General features: G+C 69.7%; 10 protein-coding genes, 1 tRNA gene and 1 pseudogene. 9 read left to right on the forward strand and 3 right to left on the reverse strand.

Features of this window, described 5'->3' with window-relative positions; genetic code table 11:
• The first annotated feature begins 141 nt into the window (after positions 1-141).
• The 4 genes from tmk to ACZ7MG_RS14045 all read left to right on the forward strand — a co-directional run bounded on the left by tmk (position 142) and on the right by ACZ7MG_RS14045 (position 6,948).
• Positions 142-3,441 (forward strand): dTMP kinase, encoded by a 3,300-nt coding sequence (gene tmk / locus ACZ7MG_RS14030; RefSeq protein WP_471390378.1) that lies wholly within the window; start codon positions 142-144, stop codon positions 3,439-3,441.
• A gap of 375 nt (positions 3,442-3,816) precedes the next feature.
• Positions 3,817-5,022: a DNA polymerase III subunit delta' gene (locus ACZ7MG_RS14035; RefSeq protein ID WP_471390381.1), complete on the forward strand. Its 1,206-nt coding sequence runs from the start codon at positions 3,817-3,819 to the stop codon at positions 5,020-5,022.
• 139 nt (positions 5,023-5,161) lie between these two features.
• Positions 5,162-6,748 carry an alpha/beta hydrolase gene (locus tag ACZ7MG_RS14040; protein WP_471390384.1) on the forward strand — a complete coding sequence of 529 codons (1,587 nt, stop codon included), beginning with the start codon at positions 5,162-5,164 and terminating at the stop codon, positions 6,746-6,748.
• A gap of 123 nt (positions 6,749-6,871) precedes the next feature.
• A tRNA-Thr gene (locus ACZ7MG_RS14045) sits at positions 6,872-6,948 on the forward strand.
• A 399-nt stretch (positions 6,949-7,347) separates the two neighbouring features.
• On the opposite strand, the gene ACZ7MG_RS14050 is transcribed toward ACZ7MG_RS14045, so the two are convergent.
• Positions 7,348-10,677 (reverse strand): S8 family peptidase, encoded by a 3,330-nt coding sequence (locus tag ACZ7MG_RS14050; protein WP_471390387.1) that lies wholly within the window; start codon positions 10,675-10,677, stop codon positions 7,348-7,350.
• Between the two features lie 407 nt (positions 10,678-11,084).
• Here ACZ7MG_RS14050 and ACZ7MG_RS14055 point away from each other — a divergent pair, with 407 nt between their 5' ends.
• The gene (locus ACZ7MG_RS14055; RefSeq protein WP_471390656.1) at positions 11,085-11,765 is read left to right on the forward strand and encodes a response regulator transcription factor; all 681 of its coding nucleotides are present in this window, start codon (positions 11,085-11,087) and stop codon (positions 11,763-11,765) included.
• 25 nt (positions 11,766-11,790) lie between these two features.
• On the forward strand, positions 11,791-13,302 hold the full coding sequence (locus ACZ7MG_RS14060) for a sensor histidine kinase (RefSeq protein WP_471390389.1): 1,512 nt from the start codon (positions 11,791-11,793) through the stop codon (positions 13,300-13,302).
• Positions 13,303-14,288: 986 nt separating this feature from the next.
• On the opposite strand, the gene ACZ7MG_RS14065 is transcribed toward ACZ7MG_RS14060, so the two are convergent.
• Positions 14,289-14,531, reverse strand: coding sequence for a transposase (locus ACZ7MG_RS14065; protein ID WP_471390392.1), 243 nt, complete (start codon positions 14,529-14,531; stop codon positions 14,289-14,291).
• Between the two features lie 312 nt (positions 14,532-14,843).
• Positions 14,844-15,544, reverse strand: a pseudogene (locus ACZ7MG_RS14070) (transposase family protein).
• 37 nt (positions 15,545-15,581) lie between these two features.
• On the opposite strand from ACZ7MG_RS14070, the gene ACZ7MG_RS14075 reads away from it, so the two are divergent.
• The 3 genes from ACZ7MG_RS14075 to ACZ7MG_RS14085 all read left to right on the forward strand — a co-directional run bounded on the left by ACZ7MG_RS14075 (position 15,582) and on the right by ACZ7MG_RS14085 (position 17,054).
• Complete coding sequence (locus tag ACZ7MG_RS14075) at positions 15,582-15,875, forward strand: YrhB domain-containing protein (RefSeq protein ID WP_471390393.1); 294 nt, start codon at positions 15,582-15,584, stop codon at positions 15,873-15,875.
• 38 nt (positions 15,876-15,913) lie between these two features.
• Positions 15,914-16,273, forward strand: a complete 360-nt coding sequence (locus tag ACZ7MG_RS14080) for a DUF7674 family protein (RefSeq protein WP_471390394.1) — start codon at positions 15,914-15,916, stop codon at positions 16,271-16,273.
• A 271-nt stretch (positions 16,274-16,544) separates the two neighbouring features.
• On the forward strand, positions 16,545-17,054 hold the full coding sequence (locus ACZ7MG_RS14085; protein ID WP_471390396.1) for a hypothetical protein: 510 nt from the start codon (positions 16,545-16,547) through the stop codon (positions 17,052-17,054).
• Positions 17,055-17,206 lie beyond the last annotated feature (152 nt).

The following is a 17,206-nucleotide window of genomic DNA, read 5'->3' on the forward strand; positions in this document are numbered from 1 at the left end:
TGGGGCGCGGGTGCTTGGCGGTGGCTGGATGTTTCCGTCTTCGCCTTGTCGAATGTGTGTGTTTTGTGTGACTTGGTGATGCGGCGTGCGTGCGTTCGGGCGCTGCTTCTGGGTGTCGGTGGGTGCCGATAGGCTGAAAGCATGATGCGAGCCGAGCAGCCGACGGCCCACCAACCGGCCTCCGACGACGCCCTGACGGCGGATTCCAGGGAGCGCGCCGTCCGGGCGCTGTTGCGTCGGCCGCAGCTGAAACGCTTGTGGGGCGCCCAACTCGTGGGCGGTGTGGGCGATGTACTCGCACTGTTCGTGCTGGTGCTCCTCGCCTTCCAGGCGGCGATCGCCGAGGGCTCCTTCGGGGGCGGCTATCGGGGCGTCGCGCTCACCGTCGCGGCCGTCTTCGGCACGCGCGCCCTCGCCACGCTGCTCTTCGGGGCCGTACTCCTCGGGCCGCTCACCTCGCTGACCGCGCAGGAGGGCCCGCTCGACCGCCGCTGGACCATGGTCGGCGCCGACGGCGTACGGGTCCTGCTGCTGATCGTCGCGCCCCTGTGGATCGACTGGACGCCGGACAACGCGCTCGCGGTGCTGCTGATCACCGCGTTCGTGGCCGGTGTCGCCGAGCGGTTCTGGACGGTCTGCCGGGAGAGCGCGGCCCCCGCGCTGCTGCCCGCGCCGCCGCCGGAGGGCGCGACCGTACGGCCGCTGCCGGACCACATGGACGCCCTGCGGCGCCTGGCCCTGCGTACCGGATTCGTCGCCGTGCCGCTCGCGGCGGCCGTCCTCGTCGTCGCCTCGCTGCTCAACAACCTGCTGGGCGCGGGCATCGACTGGTTCGGACAGCACCAGGCCGCGCTGGCCTCGTACGTCGCCGCCGGGCTCTTCGCCGCCTCGCTGTCGTTGGTGACCTTCCTCGAACTGCCCAGGACACGCACCCCGCGCGCGCGGTCGCCGCTGGAGGGGCTGCGCCGGCCCAAGACCGGCACCGGTGTCGACAAGGGGCGCACGGGCGCGATCCCGCTGCTGGTGCCCGCCTGCGGTGCGGTGGCCGGTGCGGTCGCCGCGGTGGTCGCCGTCGCCGTGCTGCACGCCAAGGACCTGGGCGGCGGACCCGTGATGTACGGGCTGTTCGTCGGCGCGCTGACCGGTGGTGTGGTCATCGGGATCCGACGGGCCTCCGCCGTACTGCCCTCGCTCTCCCGGCGCCGGCTGCTCGCCCTCGCGATCGCCTTCACCGGTGTCGCGCTGCTCGCCGCCGGACTGACCCCGGATGTCACCAGCGTCGTGCTGATCCTGGGACTGGCCGGTGTCGGTGCGGGCATCGCCGCGAACACCGGGCACACACTGCTCGACCAGGAGGCCGAGGACTTCCGGCGCGCGCGGACCACCGAGCATCTCCATGCTGTCGTACGGGTGTTCGTGGCGTTGGCGGTGCTCGTCGCTCCGCTGGTCGCCGCCGTCATCGGGCCGCACCGGCTGGAGAGCGGCAAGTTCGTGTTCGCGCACGGCGGTGCGGCGTTCACGCTGATGCTGGTGGGGGCGTTGCTGCTGCCGGTGGCCGCGCTGGTGCTGGCCAAGGTCGACGACCGGTCCGGAGTGCCGCTCCGGCAGGATCTGCGGGACGCGTTGCTGAAGGGCGACGACCCCGTGCAGGCGCCTGCCGCTTCAGGGTTCTTCATCGCCCTGGAGGGCGGGGACGGCGCCGGGAAGTCCACCCAGGTCGAGGCGCTCGCCGAATGGATCCGGGCCAAGGGGCACGAGGTCGTGGTCACACGGGAGCCGGGGGCGACCCCGGTGGGGAAGCGGCTGCGGTCGATCCTGCTGGACGTGTCGAGCGCCGGGCTGTCGCACCGGGCCGAGGCGCTGCTGTACGCGGCGGACCGCGCCGAGCATGTGGACACCGTGGTGCGGCCCGCGCTGGAGCGGGGTGCCGTCGTCATCTCGGATCGGTACATCGATTCGTCGGTGGCTTATCAGGGAGCCGGGCGGGATCTCTCGCCGACGGAGATCGCCCGGATCTCGCGGTGGGCGACGGACGGGTTGGTGCCTCATCTGACGGTGCTGCTGGATGTCTCGCCGGAGGCCGCGAGGGAGCGGTTCACCGAGGCGCCGGACCGGCTGGAGTCCGAGCCGGCCGAGTTCCACGAGCGGGTGCGGGCCGGGTTCCTGACCCTCGCCGCGGCGGACGGCGGGCGCTATCTGGTGGTCGACGCCGCGCAGGATCCCGAGGCGGTCACCACGGTGGTCCGGGCTCGGCTCGATGTGATGCTGCCGCTGTCCGAGGCCGAGGTGAAGGCGCAGGAGGAGGCCCGGCGCAAGGCCGAGGAGGAAGCGCGCCGCAAGGCCGAGGAAGAGGCCGCGCGGAAGGCCGAGGAAGAGCGGCTGGAGCGGGAGCGCCAGGAGGAACTGGCGCGGCTGCGGGCCGAGGAGGAGGAGCGCAAGCGGCGCGAGCTGGAAGAGGCTCAGCGGCGCGAGGCGGAACGGCAGGCGGAGGAGGCCCGGCAGCGGGCCGAGGAAGCGCGCCGCAAGGCCGAGGAGGAGCAGGCGCGGCTCCTCGCGGAGGAGAAGGCCCGGGCCGAGGCGGAAGAGCGGCGGCGGGTCGAGGAGGAACGGCGGCGCAAGCAGGAGGCGGAGGAGCAGCGGCTGCGGGCCGAGGCGGAGGCGCTCCGCCTGGAGAAGCAGCGGAAGGCCGAGGAGGCGCTGCTGCGGGCCGAGGAGGCGCGGCGGGTGGCCGCGGCGGCGGAGGCCGAGCGGGCGGCTCGGGTCGAGGCGGAGCGGGTTGCGGCGGAGCGCGCCGCGGGGGAGCGGGCTGAGGCTGATCGGGTTGCGGCGGAGCGGGTGGCTGCGGCTGCGGCCGAGGCTGCGCGGGCCGCTTCTGCTGGGGATGAGCGTGAGGGGGCGGCGGGGGCTTTCGGAGCTTCCGGGGCTTCCGGGGCTTCCGGGGCTTCCGGGGTCGACGATGCGGTGACTGTGCCGACGCCGGTGGTGACGCCGACCAACGCGTCCGGTGGGCCTGTGGATGAGACGGCTGTGTTGCCTCCGGTGCGGGGGGACCGTGCGGCGGATTCCGAGACGACGGCGAAGTTGCCGAAGCCGCCGGTGCCGTCCTCGGGGGCCGCGGAGGATGAGACCACGGTGTTGCCGCAGGTGCCTTCGGGGGCGGTCGATGAGACCGTTGTGCTGCCGCCGGTGCGGGACGATCGCGTGCCTCCGGGGTACTTCCGGGACGAGCGGACCGGGCCCGATGGGGCGGAGGGGCGGACGCGGGAGCTTCCGCAGGTCGACGAGGAGGGTGTGCCTCGGCGGCGGCCTCGGTCGGACTGGGCCGAGGAGACGCCGTTGGACGATCTGCCGACGTTGGCGGATGAGTTGCTGGGGTCGCACGATGGCGATGGCGAGGACGAGCGGGACGAGGGGCGGGGGCGTTGGGGGCGGCGTCGCTGAGGTGTGGGTGCGTGCCTGGTTGTCGGGTGCGGGTGCGGGTGCGGGTGTGAGTGCGGGTGTGAGTGCGGGTGCGTGGGGGTTGCGGTTTTTCGCGCAGTTCCCCGCGCCCCTGGTGGGGCGCGGGTGGCCGGTGGGGCGGGCGGGGCCGTGCCGGTGCGTAGAGTCCGTCGCGGGTGGCCCTACGGCCCGGGGGTGAGTAGGGGGCCGTTCTCTGGGCCGCTGTATGCGACGGACTGCTACGCACCGGCACGGCCCCTCGCGTCCGTTTGCGGCCTCCCCGCCGTTCGGGGTGGGTGGCTGTCGGTTGGTGTGGGTGTCAGTGGGGGCGCGCACAATGGGCGCTGAGTGGGCTTGTGGGACGGAGGGTGGTGGGGCATGGCCGTGTGGGACGACCTCGTGGGGCAGGAGCGGTTGAGTGGGCAGCTCGACGCGGCTGCTCGGGACGCGGACGCGATCGTGACGGCGGCGGCGACGGGGGCCGCGCCTCCGGAGGCGTCGAAGATGACGCACGCGTGGCTGTTCACGGGGCCGCCGGGGTCGGGGCGGGTGACGGCGGCGCGGGCGTTCGCGGCGGCGCTGCAGTGTGTGAGTCCGGACCGGGCGCTCGGGGGGAGCCCGGGGTGCGGGTTCTGCGACGGGTGTCATACGGCGCTGGTGGGGACGCACGCGGATGTCAGCACCGTGGCGGCGGTGGGCACGCAGATCCTCGCCGACGACATGCGGGACACCGTGCGGAAGTCGTTCACCTCGCCGGCCAACGGGCGGTGGCAGGTGATTCTGGTCGAGGACGCCGAGCGGCTGAACGAGAAGTCGGCGAACGCGGTGCTGAAGGCCGTGGAGGAGCCCGCCCCCCGTACGGTGTGGCTGCTGTGCGCGCCCTCGCTGGACGACGTGCTGCCGACCATTCGGTCGCGGTGCCGGCACGTCGGGCTGCTCACGCCGTCGGTGGAGGCGGTCGCGGACATGCTCGTACGGCGGGAGGGCATCGAGCCGGAGGCGGCGGCGGTGGCCGCCCGGGCGACCCAGGGGCACATCGAGCGGGCCCGGCGGCTGGCCACCGATCCGCGGGCCCGGGAGCGGCGGGCCGCCGTGCTGAAGCTGCCGTTGCGGGTGGAGGACATCGGGAGGTGTCTCAAGGCCGCGCAGGAGCTGGTGGACGCCGCTTCGGAGGAGTCGAAGCAGCTGGCCGAAGAGGTCGACACCAAGGAGACCGAGGAGCTGAAAGCGGCGCTCGGCGCGGTGCAGGGCGGGCGGATGCCGCGCGGCACGGCGGGGGTGATGAAGGACCTGGAGGACAAGCAGAAGCGGCGGCGTACGCGGGCGCAGCGGGACAGCCTGGATCTCGCGCTGACCGAACTCACCGGGTTCTACCGGGATGTGCTGGCCCTGCAGCTGGGGTCGCGGGTCGCGCTCGCCAACGTCGAGATGCGGGACAACCTGGAGCGGATGGCGCGGGGCGGCACACCGGAGGCGACCTTGCGGCGGATCGACGCGATCGCCGGATGCCGGGACGCGTTGGAGAGGAATGTGGCGCCCCTGCTGGCGGTGGAGGCGATGACGATGGCCCTGCGCGCCGGATGAGGGGGCGGGTGAGGGCGACGGTGGGGGCGTCGGGGCGGGTGGTGGGTGCCGGTGGTGCGTTTGGTTGACCTCGTCACTCGTACGAGGAGCGTTCGTCGCTGTTCGTGATGAATTGAGTGGTTCTGGTTACGCTCGCGAGATGCACACCAGGCGTACTTCCCGGCCGCATCGCTCCCTGCGGGCCGGCGGCGCGTTGCTCGCTGCCGCCGCGCTTCTCGCCGCGGGCTGCTCCCCCGGCGGCTCCACCACGGCGGCCACGGCGATGGACGGGGGCCCCGCCCTCGGCGCGCTGCCCCGGGCGACCCCGTCGGTGCTGGCCCCGTACTACGGGCAGAAGCTGAGCTGGCGCGACTGCGAGATCCCCGGGTTCCAGTGCGCCACGATGAAGGCGCCCCTCGACTACGCGAAGCCGGGCGAGGGCGACATCGGACTGGCCGTCTCGCGGAAGAAGGCGACGGGACCGGGCGAGCGGCTCGGCTCGCTGCTGGTCAATCCCGGTGGGCCGGGCGGATCGGCGGTCGGGTACGTGCAGGGGTACGCGGGCATCGGCTACCCGGCCGAGGTGCGGGCGCGGTACGACATGGTGGCCGTCGACCCGCGGGGCGTGGCCGGCAGCGAGCCGGTCGAATGCCTCACCGGCCGCCAGATGGACACGTACACCCAGACGGACCTCACCCCGGACGACGCGGAGGAGACGGCTGGGCTGGTCGCCGCGTACAAGCGGTTCGCGGAGGGGTGCGGGGAGCGGGCGCCGAAGGTGCTGCGGCATGTCTCCACGGTCGAGGCGGCCCGGGACATGGACATCCTGCGGGCCGTGCTGGGCGACGAGAAACTGACGTACGTCGGTGCGTCGTACGGCACGTTCCTCGGGGCGACGTACGCGGGACTGTTCCCCGAGCGGGTCGGCCGGCTGGTGCTGGACGGCGCCATGGATCCGTCGCTGCCCGCCCACCGGCTGAACCAGGAGCAGACGGCGGGCTTCGAGACCGCCTTCCAGGCCTTCGCGAAGGACTGTGTGGGGCGGAAGGATTGTGTACTGGGGCGTACGCCCGCGCAGGTTGCCAAGAATCTGCGCGCCCTCTTCGCGCGGCTGGACGCGCGGCCGCTCGCGACCGGTGACACCGACGGGCGGCGGCTCGGCGAGTCCCTGGCGACGACGGGGGTGATCGCGGCGATGTACGACGAGGGGGCCTGGCCGCGGTTGCGCCAGGCGCTCGGCGAGGCGGTGCGGAAGGACGACGGTGCCGGTCTGCTCGCCCTCTCGGACAGCTACTTCGAACGCGGCCCCGACGGCACCTACTCCAACCTGATGTACGCCAACGCCGCAGTGAACTGCCTCGACCTTCCGGCCGCCTACAACACCCCCGAGGAGGTCGAACGGGCCCTCCCGGCCTTCGAGAAGGCGTCGCCGGTCTTCGGCCGAGCCCTGGCGTGGGCCTCGCTGAACTGTGCGTACTGGCCGGTGAGGTCGACGGGCGGACCGCACCGTATCGAGGCGAAGGGCGCCGCCCCGATCGTCGTCGTCGGCACCACGCGTGACCCGGCCACCCCGTACCGCTGGGCCCAGGGCCTCGCCTCCCAGCTCTCCTCCGCCCGCCTCCTCACGTACGACGGCGACGGCCACACCGCGTACGGCCGCGGCAGCGCGTGCATCGACTCCGCGATCAACGCCTACCTCCTCCGCGGCACGCCCCCGACGGACGGAAAGCGCTGCTCAGCGGCCTGATCCGGAGCTCTGAGCCGGCCGGGCCCGGCCGCGCTCCGGGGCCCTCCGGCACCTGGTTCGGAGCACCTCGGAAACTGTGTAGACTTACCGACGTTGCTGATCGCACCATAGTGCGGACAGCGCGCCGCCTTAGCTCAGATGGCCAGAGCAACGCACTCGTAATGCGTAGGTCTCGGGTTCGAATCCCGAAGGCGGCTCCAAAGCAAACCCCAGGTCAGGCCCCTGACCTGGGGTTATTTGCTTTTGTTGACCTTGGGATTCGGGTGAATCGGATACTCGTGCTCTGTGGATCGCAATGCGTAGGTCGGCGGGTTGCTTATTGCCGCAAGATTCGTCCGCCGAGCCTTTGAACTGGTCATTCTCCTTGGAGCGGGTTGCGAGGGGCCTCCTGCGCGAGCCAAGGGGAACGTAAGGGGAACATGGCGTCGGGCCGCACTCTCGGAGGGGCTGTCGTGCGTAGCGGTGTAGTCGTCGGCCAGTACTCGGGTTCGCGCGTACCGACACTGTTGAAGTCGCCCCGGTGATGGGAGCCCTGATTACGGCGGGCCGTCCGTGTATGAGTGCGTTCAGCGAATCTGTCGGTGATCCACCGGATCAGGTCACTTCCCGTAGTACGCGTTGTAGATCGAGATCGTCGACTTGTTGCCCTTCTTGTCGGCGATCTTGGCGTGGAACGAGATCCCCTTGCCCTTGGCCGGGTTCGTGACCGCGATCTTGCCGTTCTTGACGGTGACCTTCTTCCAGGTCTGGCCGTAGTCGTACGACACGTACACCGACAGGGACTTCAGGTTCGAGCCCGCTGCCGAGCCCTGGACGGTCACCGGGACGGAGACCTTCTTGTTGGCCGGGGCCCTGCTGTCCAGGCCGACGGCCGCGTCGAAGCGGATCGAGGACGCGGGCAGCTTGGCCAGGTCGACCTTCTTGGAGCGGAAGGTCCAGCTGGCGTCGACGCGGGTGGAGGCCGCGGCGACCTTGACGCTGCGCTTGACGGAGGTGGTCAGCTTGTACGCGGCGTCGCCGGCCGGGACCTTGAAGATGCCCGCCCCTTCCAGTGGGTCGCTGTTCGAGCCGACCTTGGTGCCGTTGCGGTAGAGGGTCGTGGTGGCCGACGAGTAGAGCGAGGAGCCGGAGTGGGTCTTGCCGTCGGTGAACAGCGGCAGGGAGCCGTAGATGCCGTTGCCCTCGCGGTAGATACCGAGGCTTGGGCCGACGCGCGGGCCGAAGACAGCCGTGTTGAAGGTCTTCTCGTAGCTCTTGCCGGCCTTGAGGGTCTGCGGGGTGCCGAGCGTGTAGAAGGCCTCGACGATCGGGAAGCCGGACTCGTCGACCCCGCCGTGCTGCTCGAAGTCGAGTTTCCACTTCGCCCCGCCCGCGGTGGACAGGCGCAGCGTGCGCGTGCCGGGCAGCGTCTGCTGGACCCCGGGCGCAAAGGTGCTCGTACTGCCGGGCAGCTCGCCCCAGGCGTAGATCACGCCCTTCTTGCCGCTCGACGAGGCGCCCAGACCGGTCTTCACCGTGGCCAGTTCACTCGCCTTGTAGTGCTTGGTGTAGCCGGTGGCGAGCTGCTTGACCTTGCCGCCGGCGAGGGTGTCGTACTCCTCGGCGGGCTTGGCCCAGTGACCGCCCCACTGCTGGTACAGGGTGCCGTCGGTGACCGGCGGGCCGGCGTGCGCGGTACGGAAGTTGGCATACGAGTCCAGCGACCAGCCGAACGAGAGGCTGCCGTCCGGCACGCCGACGGTGTACAACGGCATGGCGGCCTCCGACTTCGCCGCCGCGTCGGGCACGGTGATGTCCACCGGCTTGGCGGTCCGCGCGTCCACCGTGATCGTGGCCTTCTTGGTGATGCTCAGCTTCGGCTGCGCCACCCAGTCGAAGCCCTTGGCGGAGTCATCCGGGTCGACGTAGACGGACGAGTTGAAGATGTAACCGCCCTTGGGAACACGGAGCTTGACGGTGCCGGACTCGTCGTAGGGCGCGTACCACTTGCCCTGTGCCAGCCCGGAGACACCGTCCAGGCTGCTGCCGTAGTACTTCGCCGGGTTGCCGTCACGGCCAAGGAACTTCAGCGTGACGTCGTACGACTCCACCTCGCGCTGCACCGCCGCCGCCGTGCGTGTGCTCTGGCCGCCACCGGTCGCGGTAACGTACGCGGAGTAGGCGCCGTCGACCGTGCCGCCCAGCTTGGTGTTGACAGTGAGGTCGGCGGAGGCCGAGCCGCCCGCCGGGACGGTCAGCGTCTTCGCGCCGAGCGTGAAGAAGCCGGCCGGTGCGGCCTGCCCCTTCGGGTTGGTGCCCGCCACCGCGAGGGTCAGCGTGACGTCGGTCGTCCCGAGGTTCTTGTACGTGACCTTCTCGGTAACCGGCGTGTCGTCGGTGTGCGGCCACTGCTGGAGGCCGAAGGTCACCGACGACGGGTCGGCGACCACGGTCTGCTTGATGGCCTTGTCGACCTGAATCCGGCCCGAACCCTGCTGGAACGGCGTGTAGGCGCCGCCCATGGCGGAGCCGGTCAGCGCGCCCTTGAGCTGGGTGTACGTCCAGTCGGGGTGCTGCTGCTTCAGGATCGCCGCGGCGCCCGCGACATGCGGGGTCGCCATCGACGTACCCGAGATGCTCACGTAGCCGGCCGGCTTCTCGCCGACCTCCTTGGCTATGACGCTGCCCGGGGCCGAGGCCGCCGTGATGTCCACGCCGGGCGCGGTCACGTCGGGCTTGATCTGTCCATCGAGGCCGGGGCCCATGCTGGAGAACTCGGCCAGCTTGTCCTTGTCGTCGACGGCGCCCACGGTGAGCGCGGCTTCCGCGCTGCCCGGGGAGCCGATCGTCTGCTCGGCCCCGTCGTTGCCCGCGGCGATCGCGAAGAGGGTGCCCTTCTCCTTGGACAACTTGTTGACCTGGGCCTCAAGCGGATCGATGTCGGGAGTGTCCACGCCGCCCAGGCTGAGGTTCACGATGTCGGCGCCCTGCTCGACCGCCCAGTCCATACCGGCGATGATGCCGGAGTCGTCGCCGTAGCCGTCGTCGCCGAGCACCTTGCCGTTGAGCAGCTTGGCTCCGGGCGCGACGCCCTTGTACTTGCCTGCGGACCTGGCGCCCGTACCGGCCACGATGGACGCCACGTGCGTGCCGTGGCCGTACCTGTCGATCGCGTCGGCGGCGGTGGAGAAGTTCTTCTCGGCGACGACCTGACCCTTGAGATCGGCGTGGGTCCTGTCGACACCGGTGTCGAGGACGGCGATCTTGACGCCCTTGCCGTCGTACCCGGCGGCCCACGCCTTGTCGGCGCCGATCTGCGGAACGGACTTGTCGAGGCTGGCCTTTCGGACCCCGTCGAGCCACACGTGGGCGATACCGGAGGCGGTCCTCGCGCCGTCGAACCCCGCGTCGGTGACAGCGGCCCACAGGTCGGGCGCGTCGCCCTTGGGCGTCAGCACCGCGTCCGCGTTCAGCGACTTGAGAGCCCTGCGGACCTCGGTGTCACCTGCGTCACGGACGTCCGCCTTCGCCGCCGCGGCCGCGCCGCGGTAGCCGACGATCAGCTTGAGTCCCTGCTTCTGCGCCTTGCGGTTGGCCGACTTGTTGAGCTCGGTGACGTCGAAGAGCCGCTGGTCGAGCTTGCCGGTGGCGATCAGCCGCGCGGCGTCGGCCGGCACGACGAGGGTGCGTCCTTCGGCCTTGCGGATCTGGACAGGTATCCCCTCACGGCCCTTGGCCCGCTCCAGGCCGATGACACGGCCCTTGGCGTCGACGACGACGCGGTCGCCGGTGATCAGGGTGATGCGGTGCTTGGGCGCGGTCTGCACGGCCGAGGCGCCGGCCAGGTCATTGGCTGAACGCTCGGCCTCCGCCGACGCCGGGCCGGTCATGCCCGCCACGATCGCCACGGCTGCCGCCGTGGCGATCGTGGCCGCGCACGTTCTTTTCACTTGTCTGCGCAAGTCTCCCCCTGGAGGCTGTCCGAGAACTTGTTGTCTTCCGGGTGTAATCGCTGTGTTTCTGCTGGTCAGGCGTAAATTTGCCGCCGCCCGCTTCGCCATTGACGCGGTGTTCCTCATGTCGGCTCGTAAGGACAAGAGTTCGCTTTCGCCCGCCCGCTCGGACTTCCCCTTCGCTTGTGGCGTGACTGGGCTCGGTGATGGCCGACGGGCGGGTGCGGGAGGGGAAACCGTCCTGGCCGCGGCGGGGGCACGTTCATCAACGGACACGTGTGGCAAGGCCTTTCAGCAGCGGCGAGGAAACTCCGCCAGCGTGCCGGGATCCCGTTGACCGGATGCTGATCCAACCTGACCGGCCGATCAGGAAGGCGGGCCGGCGCTGTGCGAGGCTGCACCGCATGCGGATCCTGGTGGTCGAAGACGAGGTGGACCTTGCCCACACCCTGCACACCGGTCTGAGCGCCGAGGGCTACAGCGTCGACCTCGCGCATGACGGCCGGCAGGGGCTGTGGATGGCCCGGACCGGTGAATACGCCCTGGTCGTACTGGACTTGATGCTGCCCGGGCTCAACGGCTACAAGGTCTGCGCCCAGTTGCGCAGGGAGGGCAACGCGACCCCCATCCTGGTGCTCACCGCCAAGGACGGCGACTGGGATCAGGCGGAGGCCCTGGACACGGGGGCCGACGACTACCTGGCCAAGCCCTTCTCCTACATGGTGCTCGTGGCACGGCTGCGGGCCCTGGTCAGACGAGCCGCCGCGGTCGTCCCGCCCGTCCTTGCCGTGGGCGACCTCTCGTTGGATGTAGCGGGCCGCATCTGCCGCCGGGCCGGGGTCCGGGTGGACCTCACACCCCGGGAGTTCGCCGTGCTGGAGGTGTTGGCCCGCCGGGCGGGCCAGGCGGTTTCCAAAGCGGATCTGCTGTATCACGCGTGGCCCGATGAAGCATGGGATCCCAACCTGGTGGAGGCGCGTGTCAGCGCACTGCGCAAGAAGGTCGACGCCGCGTTCCACCGGCAGTCCCTGCAGACCGTGCGGGGTACCGGCTACCGGCTGGTGGACGACCGTGAACGCGACTGAGCCGCGACGCCGCTGGTGGCCAACCGTGAACGCGACCGGGCCGCGACGCCGCTGGTGGCCGCGTTCGGTACGGGCCCGCACGGCCCTGGCCGCCGCCTCGGCCGCCGCCGTCATCCTGGCCGGCATCGGCTGGTGGGTACACCACGACGTCTACCGCGAGAGCACAGGGATCGCCCAAGGGCAGACGCAGAAACAGTTCTTGGCTCTCGTCGATCAGCTGGAGAAGGGTGCGGTTCCCGCTCGCCGAAGCACCGTGCCGTATGAGATCGTCGCGACCGGCCGACGCGCCGCCGTCGCCTACGGCGGAGGCATGGAGGAGTTCGATCCCGGCACTCGCCATGTGCTGCCCGCCCCACCGAAGGCCGAGTTGCCCGCCCCACCGGACGAGGGGCCGAACTGGGGCTATACGACCCGTCCCGTGCGCCTGCCGGCGCGCCCCGACTCCGCACCCGGGGACCGGTTCGGCAAGGACGGCGGAACCTACCAGGTCATGTACGACGATGTCAGGGCCGATGAACTGAGCAGCGACACAGTCGCCGCTCTGGGTGTCGCCGCCGACGCCCAGCTGCGGGTCTACGTGGTGGTGCTCCCGCACGCAGCCGAGGACATCGCCGGGACCATCACCGAGGCCACCGACCTCCTGCTGCTGCGGGCCGGGCTCGTCGGCCTCGTACTGATCGCCGCCGTCGCCTACTTCGCCGTCCGTATCGCGCTGCGGCCGGTCGAAGCCATCCGCGTCCTCACCGCCTCGGTCACCGCGAGCGACCCCCGCGAACGCGTCACCGTCCCCGATACGGGGGACGAGATCGCCGCCCTGGCCACCACCATCAACTCAACCCTCCAACGCCTCGACGCCGCCGCCGCCCAGCAGCGCCGCTTCGTCGCGGACGCCGCCCACGAACTGCGCAGCCCCCTCACCACACTGCTGGCCAGCCTGGAAGTCGCGCTCGCCTACCCGGAACGCACCGACTGGCCCGCCGCGGCCACCACCGCCGCACGACAGACCCGCCGCCTCCAGGCCCTCGCCGAAGACCTGCTGCTCCTCGCCCGCCTCGACACCCGCACCCCCAAAGCCGGCCCCGACACCGTCGACCTGACAGCCCTCGCCTCCCGGCTGACCGAGCAATACCCCCTCACCGAACGGCCGCTGACCCTCACCTGCGACAGCACCGCCCCCGCCCACGTACTCGGAAACCCCGACGAATACGAACGACTGCTGCGCAACCTCGTCGACAACGCCGCCCGCCATGCCGCACACCGCATCCAGATCACCGTCCGGAACCAGGACGACCGGGTCGACCTCACGGTGCAGGACGACGGACCGGGGATCCCCACCGAGGACGCCGAGCGCATCTTCGAACGCTTCGTCCGGCTCGACGACGCCCGCTCCCGCGACCACGGCGGCACCGGCCTGGGCCTCGCCATCGCCCGCGACCTGGCCCACCGCCACCAAGGCACCCTCACCCTCACCCCCCGAACCCTCGGAGCATGCTTCCAACTACGCCTCCCCCAAGCCCCCACCCCAGCCGAGGATTAGCGCGCTTCACCCAGGCAGCACTGGCCAGCCGATGAGACACGGGTGGTCGGCCGCCAAGCACAAACGGCACGGGCGCCGCCAAGTGCATCGGATGCGAACTGGCGACAGCTGCTGTGTCGGCACCAGCGAGGGCGGACAACGGGTCCGGCGGAGTAGGAGCGGAGCCACTGGGGGATCGGTGCCCGGGGAAACGGAGGCTCGCGCCCAAGTACGTCGCAATGTCAGCGTCCGAGCAACTGACGCGGGATCCGCAGGGCTCCGTCGTGGGGGTCCGTAGGTCGCGATTGCGCCACGCTATTGCCACGCGGCTGACCTGCGAGAACGGTCATCGGCTCCGCCCCGGGTGCAGGGGACGCGAAGCTCTTCTCGCCTCAATGGACGTGCGTAGCTCCAAGGTTCGTATTCCCCGCTTTCGCCAGCGAATCTGCTGTCGGCGGCTGTCGCAGTTGCTCTGCGTGGGGCCGTCCGGGGGAACCAAGGGGAACCCTGGGGGAACGGAAGGGCCGAGAAGGATCGAGAAGGACCCAGCAAGGGCGGGACGCCACACACCGTATGACCTGCATAAACACGATAGATCAAGCAGGATCGAGGAAGATCGTCAAGAGGTTCTTTCGACTCGTAATGCGTAGGTCTCGGGTTCGAATCCCGAAGGCGGCTCTGTGGTAAACCCCAGGTTGGGCCTTTGGCCTGGGCATCGAAATGCGTAGGTCGCCGGTTCATGGTCTGTGTCCGGTTTTTTGGGATGCGTCGATGTGGCCTGCGAGGTCATGGCTCTAAGGGCTTCTGTATCGAGATTCGGAGTGATCCTCGGTGGCCATCCGGTGGCCATTTGTGCAGCGTGAGTCAGGGAGTATCCGATCTCCGACCCGCAGGTGGTGTCCCAGGCGCCCGGCCTTTTGTGCGGTCTGCATAGTGGAGACACTTCCCTGACGAGCTCGTGCACGGTTGGCGGTGGCACGTCGAAGACCGTGGGCGGGCCGTTGTGTTTACATTCGCGTACCGCTCGCTGTCGCGGCGGCTTGCTGGTCGGAGAGGGGCCTGGCAACGGCCCGGATGATGTCGCTCATGTGCTTGCGGCAGCCGTGGTGTCGGGCGAGAGACCGCCAACTCTTCAGATGGCCGAGCCCGTGCTCGACCGGGATGCGTCGTGAGGAGTGGGCCTTGCGCGGGCGCTTGTGCATCTCCTCGTACCACCCGGGCGGGTCCTTCTTGGCCAACAGACGGTCCATGAAGGCCGGTTCATGTCTGGCGCCAGCGCCCAGGGCCCTGCACCGAGGACGCGAAACGAGCATCGCCTGGTGGCGCTCGTGTTACAACAGGCCGATCTTTGCGACGAGTTCAGCGATCACGTTGGAGGTCAGCCCGGTGAATCGCTGGCTCTGGGTGTTGTCGCATGCGCCCGGTTCCCCACCACGCAGACCATGATTAACGATCAAGCTGGCAACGTGCCACCGTCAACCGTGCACGAGCTCGTAAGGGGTGTCCCGTAAATGATCTCCTGGTTGCCTCGGGCACGGTCGGCCTCCGTGCGGCCCGCTTGCCTATCCGGCGAGGGCTAGGTCGTGCATCCGGGCAGTGCCGAGCATGGAGTGGTGGACACCGTCGCCTTTGAGGCGGCGGTCGCGGAGGATCTTCCAAGTCTTCATCCGTGCGAAGACGTGCTCGACGCGGCCCGGACCTGCTTGTGGGACTTGGTGTGTTCCTCTTTCCAGTCCGGGTTCGGGCTGGCCGCGCTCGCGGCGGTGCGGGATGACGAGTCCGGTGTCTGGGTAGCCGCTGTCGGCGATGGTGAGAGTGTCGCCGACGGCAGCCTTGGCGCCGGACTCCTCCCATGCCTTGCAGTCGTTGCAGTTCCCGCCGAGCGGCCGGCCGACTGCGACGACCAGGCGATGGTGTCGTCGCGGGTGGGGACCAGTGGGCTGTCCACGATGAGCACGGTGTCCTTGGTGAACCGCTTGCGGGCTGGAGAGCGAGCATCGGGCCGAGATGGTCGATGAGCGGTCCGCTGCCGACTTGGACACCCCGACAGTGGGGCGAGCTGGCACATCGTCAAGTTCGTACGCCAGTAGACCGTGACCAGTAGCGCCCGGTCTTCCAGGGAAGCGCCCCAGGATCGGCCCTTGCGGACAGCGTCCGCGCCCTGGCGGTGCACCACCGTCACCAGCTTCCCGAAGGCTCGGGGGCTAGGCCCGGTGAATGTGGCTATCCAGGACGGCTCCGACGCCGTGATCACACCAGCCACGCGGAGATCATCCCAGGTCGGTTAGGGTGCCTTCGTCGTGCCGACGGACTGGAGAGGGATGATGCTGCAGGACGAAGCCCTGCAGCTCGCAGTGGCGTTTCTCAAGGCCAGCCAGCGCGACTACGAGCCGCCACTTGCCATCGACGCAGAGCGGGTCCGTGAGAGCAACGGGCTCCTGATCGTGCCTTACAACTCTGTGCAGTACCTCGCCTCGCGTGATGTGAGAGAGCAGCTGTTGGACTGCTGGCCCATTCTCGTCGACCTTGAACGCGGAGACGTGCGGTTCGGGACCCTGGACGAGCGACATCTGTGGAGAAACCCGAGCACCTGACGGGGCCGTGGCTGTACGCAACGACTGGGGAACTGCTGATGGGTGACGATGTCCGGTTTCTGGAAGAACTCGTCGCGGTCGTACCCGAGTTCGGTGAGCTGTACGAGATCCACGTGGAGAACCAGGGCGAGCCACTGCCTCACGTCTTCTTCGGGCTGGACGTGACACCGGCCGTTGTCGACTCTTACCTCGGCAGGGGCCCCGATACACCTGACTGGCGGGCAACCCTGAAGTTCCTGGAGCGGCAGCTGGGACGAGGAATCCCCGGCGTCACCGAAGTGATCGTGACATCGTTCCTGGACCAGTTGCCCTACCGGCACGAGCCGGGACACGAGGTCGTCGAACACCTCGGTCCGCTCCTGTCCGCGAAGTACCGCGAGCTGCGTTCATCAAGCTGAGGCGCAGCGCGCCGTAGTGAAGGTCTCGGCGGAGACGGTGCGGGCGAACCGCTCCGGGCCTGATGGAGGCTCCGGACTGCCCCGAGTTGGGGGGAGTCGAGATGCTTGGTTTCAGGCAACTGGCGGGGTGCGGAGTTCGTACTCCGCCGGGCTGAGCATGCCCAGCGCGGAGTGCCTGCGCTGTCGGTCAGGGAAGATTCCAGGTACTCGAAGAGCGCGGTGGACAGGTCTGGGCGGGCTGAAATTGATAGCCCTGATCGAGGTGGGGGAAATGGGTAGGAACGCTGGTTTCGCTGTTGCCGGTGTGCTCATGGTGGGGCTGTTGGGGGTTGGCTGCGGAGGAAGTCCAGAGGCGTCGGCTCCGTCGTCCGAGCGGACACGAGCGAAGGCGTCGCACCCCTCGACCTCCGAGGCCACAGAGAAGACCCGGGCTCGGGTGGTGGAGGATCTTCGGTACGCCTTCGGAGGCGTAGGGGAGGGTCTTGTTGTCGCGAAGGACCCTCTTGGGCGCGAGTGCGTGGTCAATGGCACGGCGCTCAGCCGGAGGATCCCGGGCAAAGAGGAACTGCTGAGAGGGGTCCGTCTTCTGGAGGAACGGGGTTGGCGCCTTGATGGCGATCTTATGGAGATGAGTCCTGCGTTCGGCGCCTTTCTCAATCTGGGGGAGTGGTCTGTCACGGCCGGTGTGGCGCCTGTGCCGGACGAGGTCAAAGAGCAGGCGGCTTCGAACGCAGGGATGTTGACCGTCTCGGCGACAGGGGCATGCAAGTCCTCGTCGTAGCAGCGCCACCAGCGCCTGATTACGCCGGCGCCCCGCTTGAAGGGCGATGTTCTCCTTGCGGCTGTCGGTACTCTCGCGCGACGCTGAGGCTGTTTCGGCGACGCCGACAGGAGGGTCTGTGGGAGGCCCACGACCCGGGTGATCCGGTTCCT

The organism is Streptomyces sp. NPDC107538, assembly GCF_055657445.1.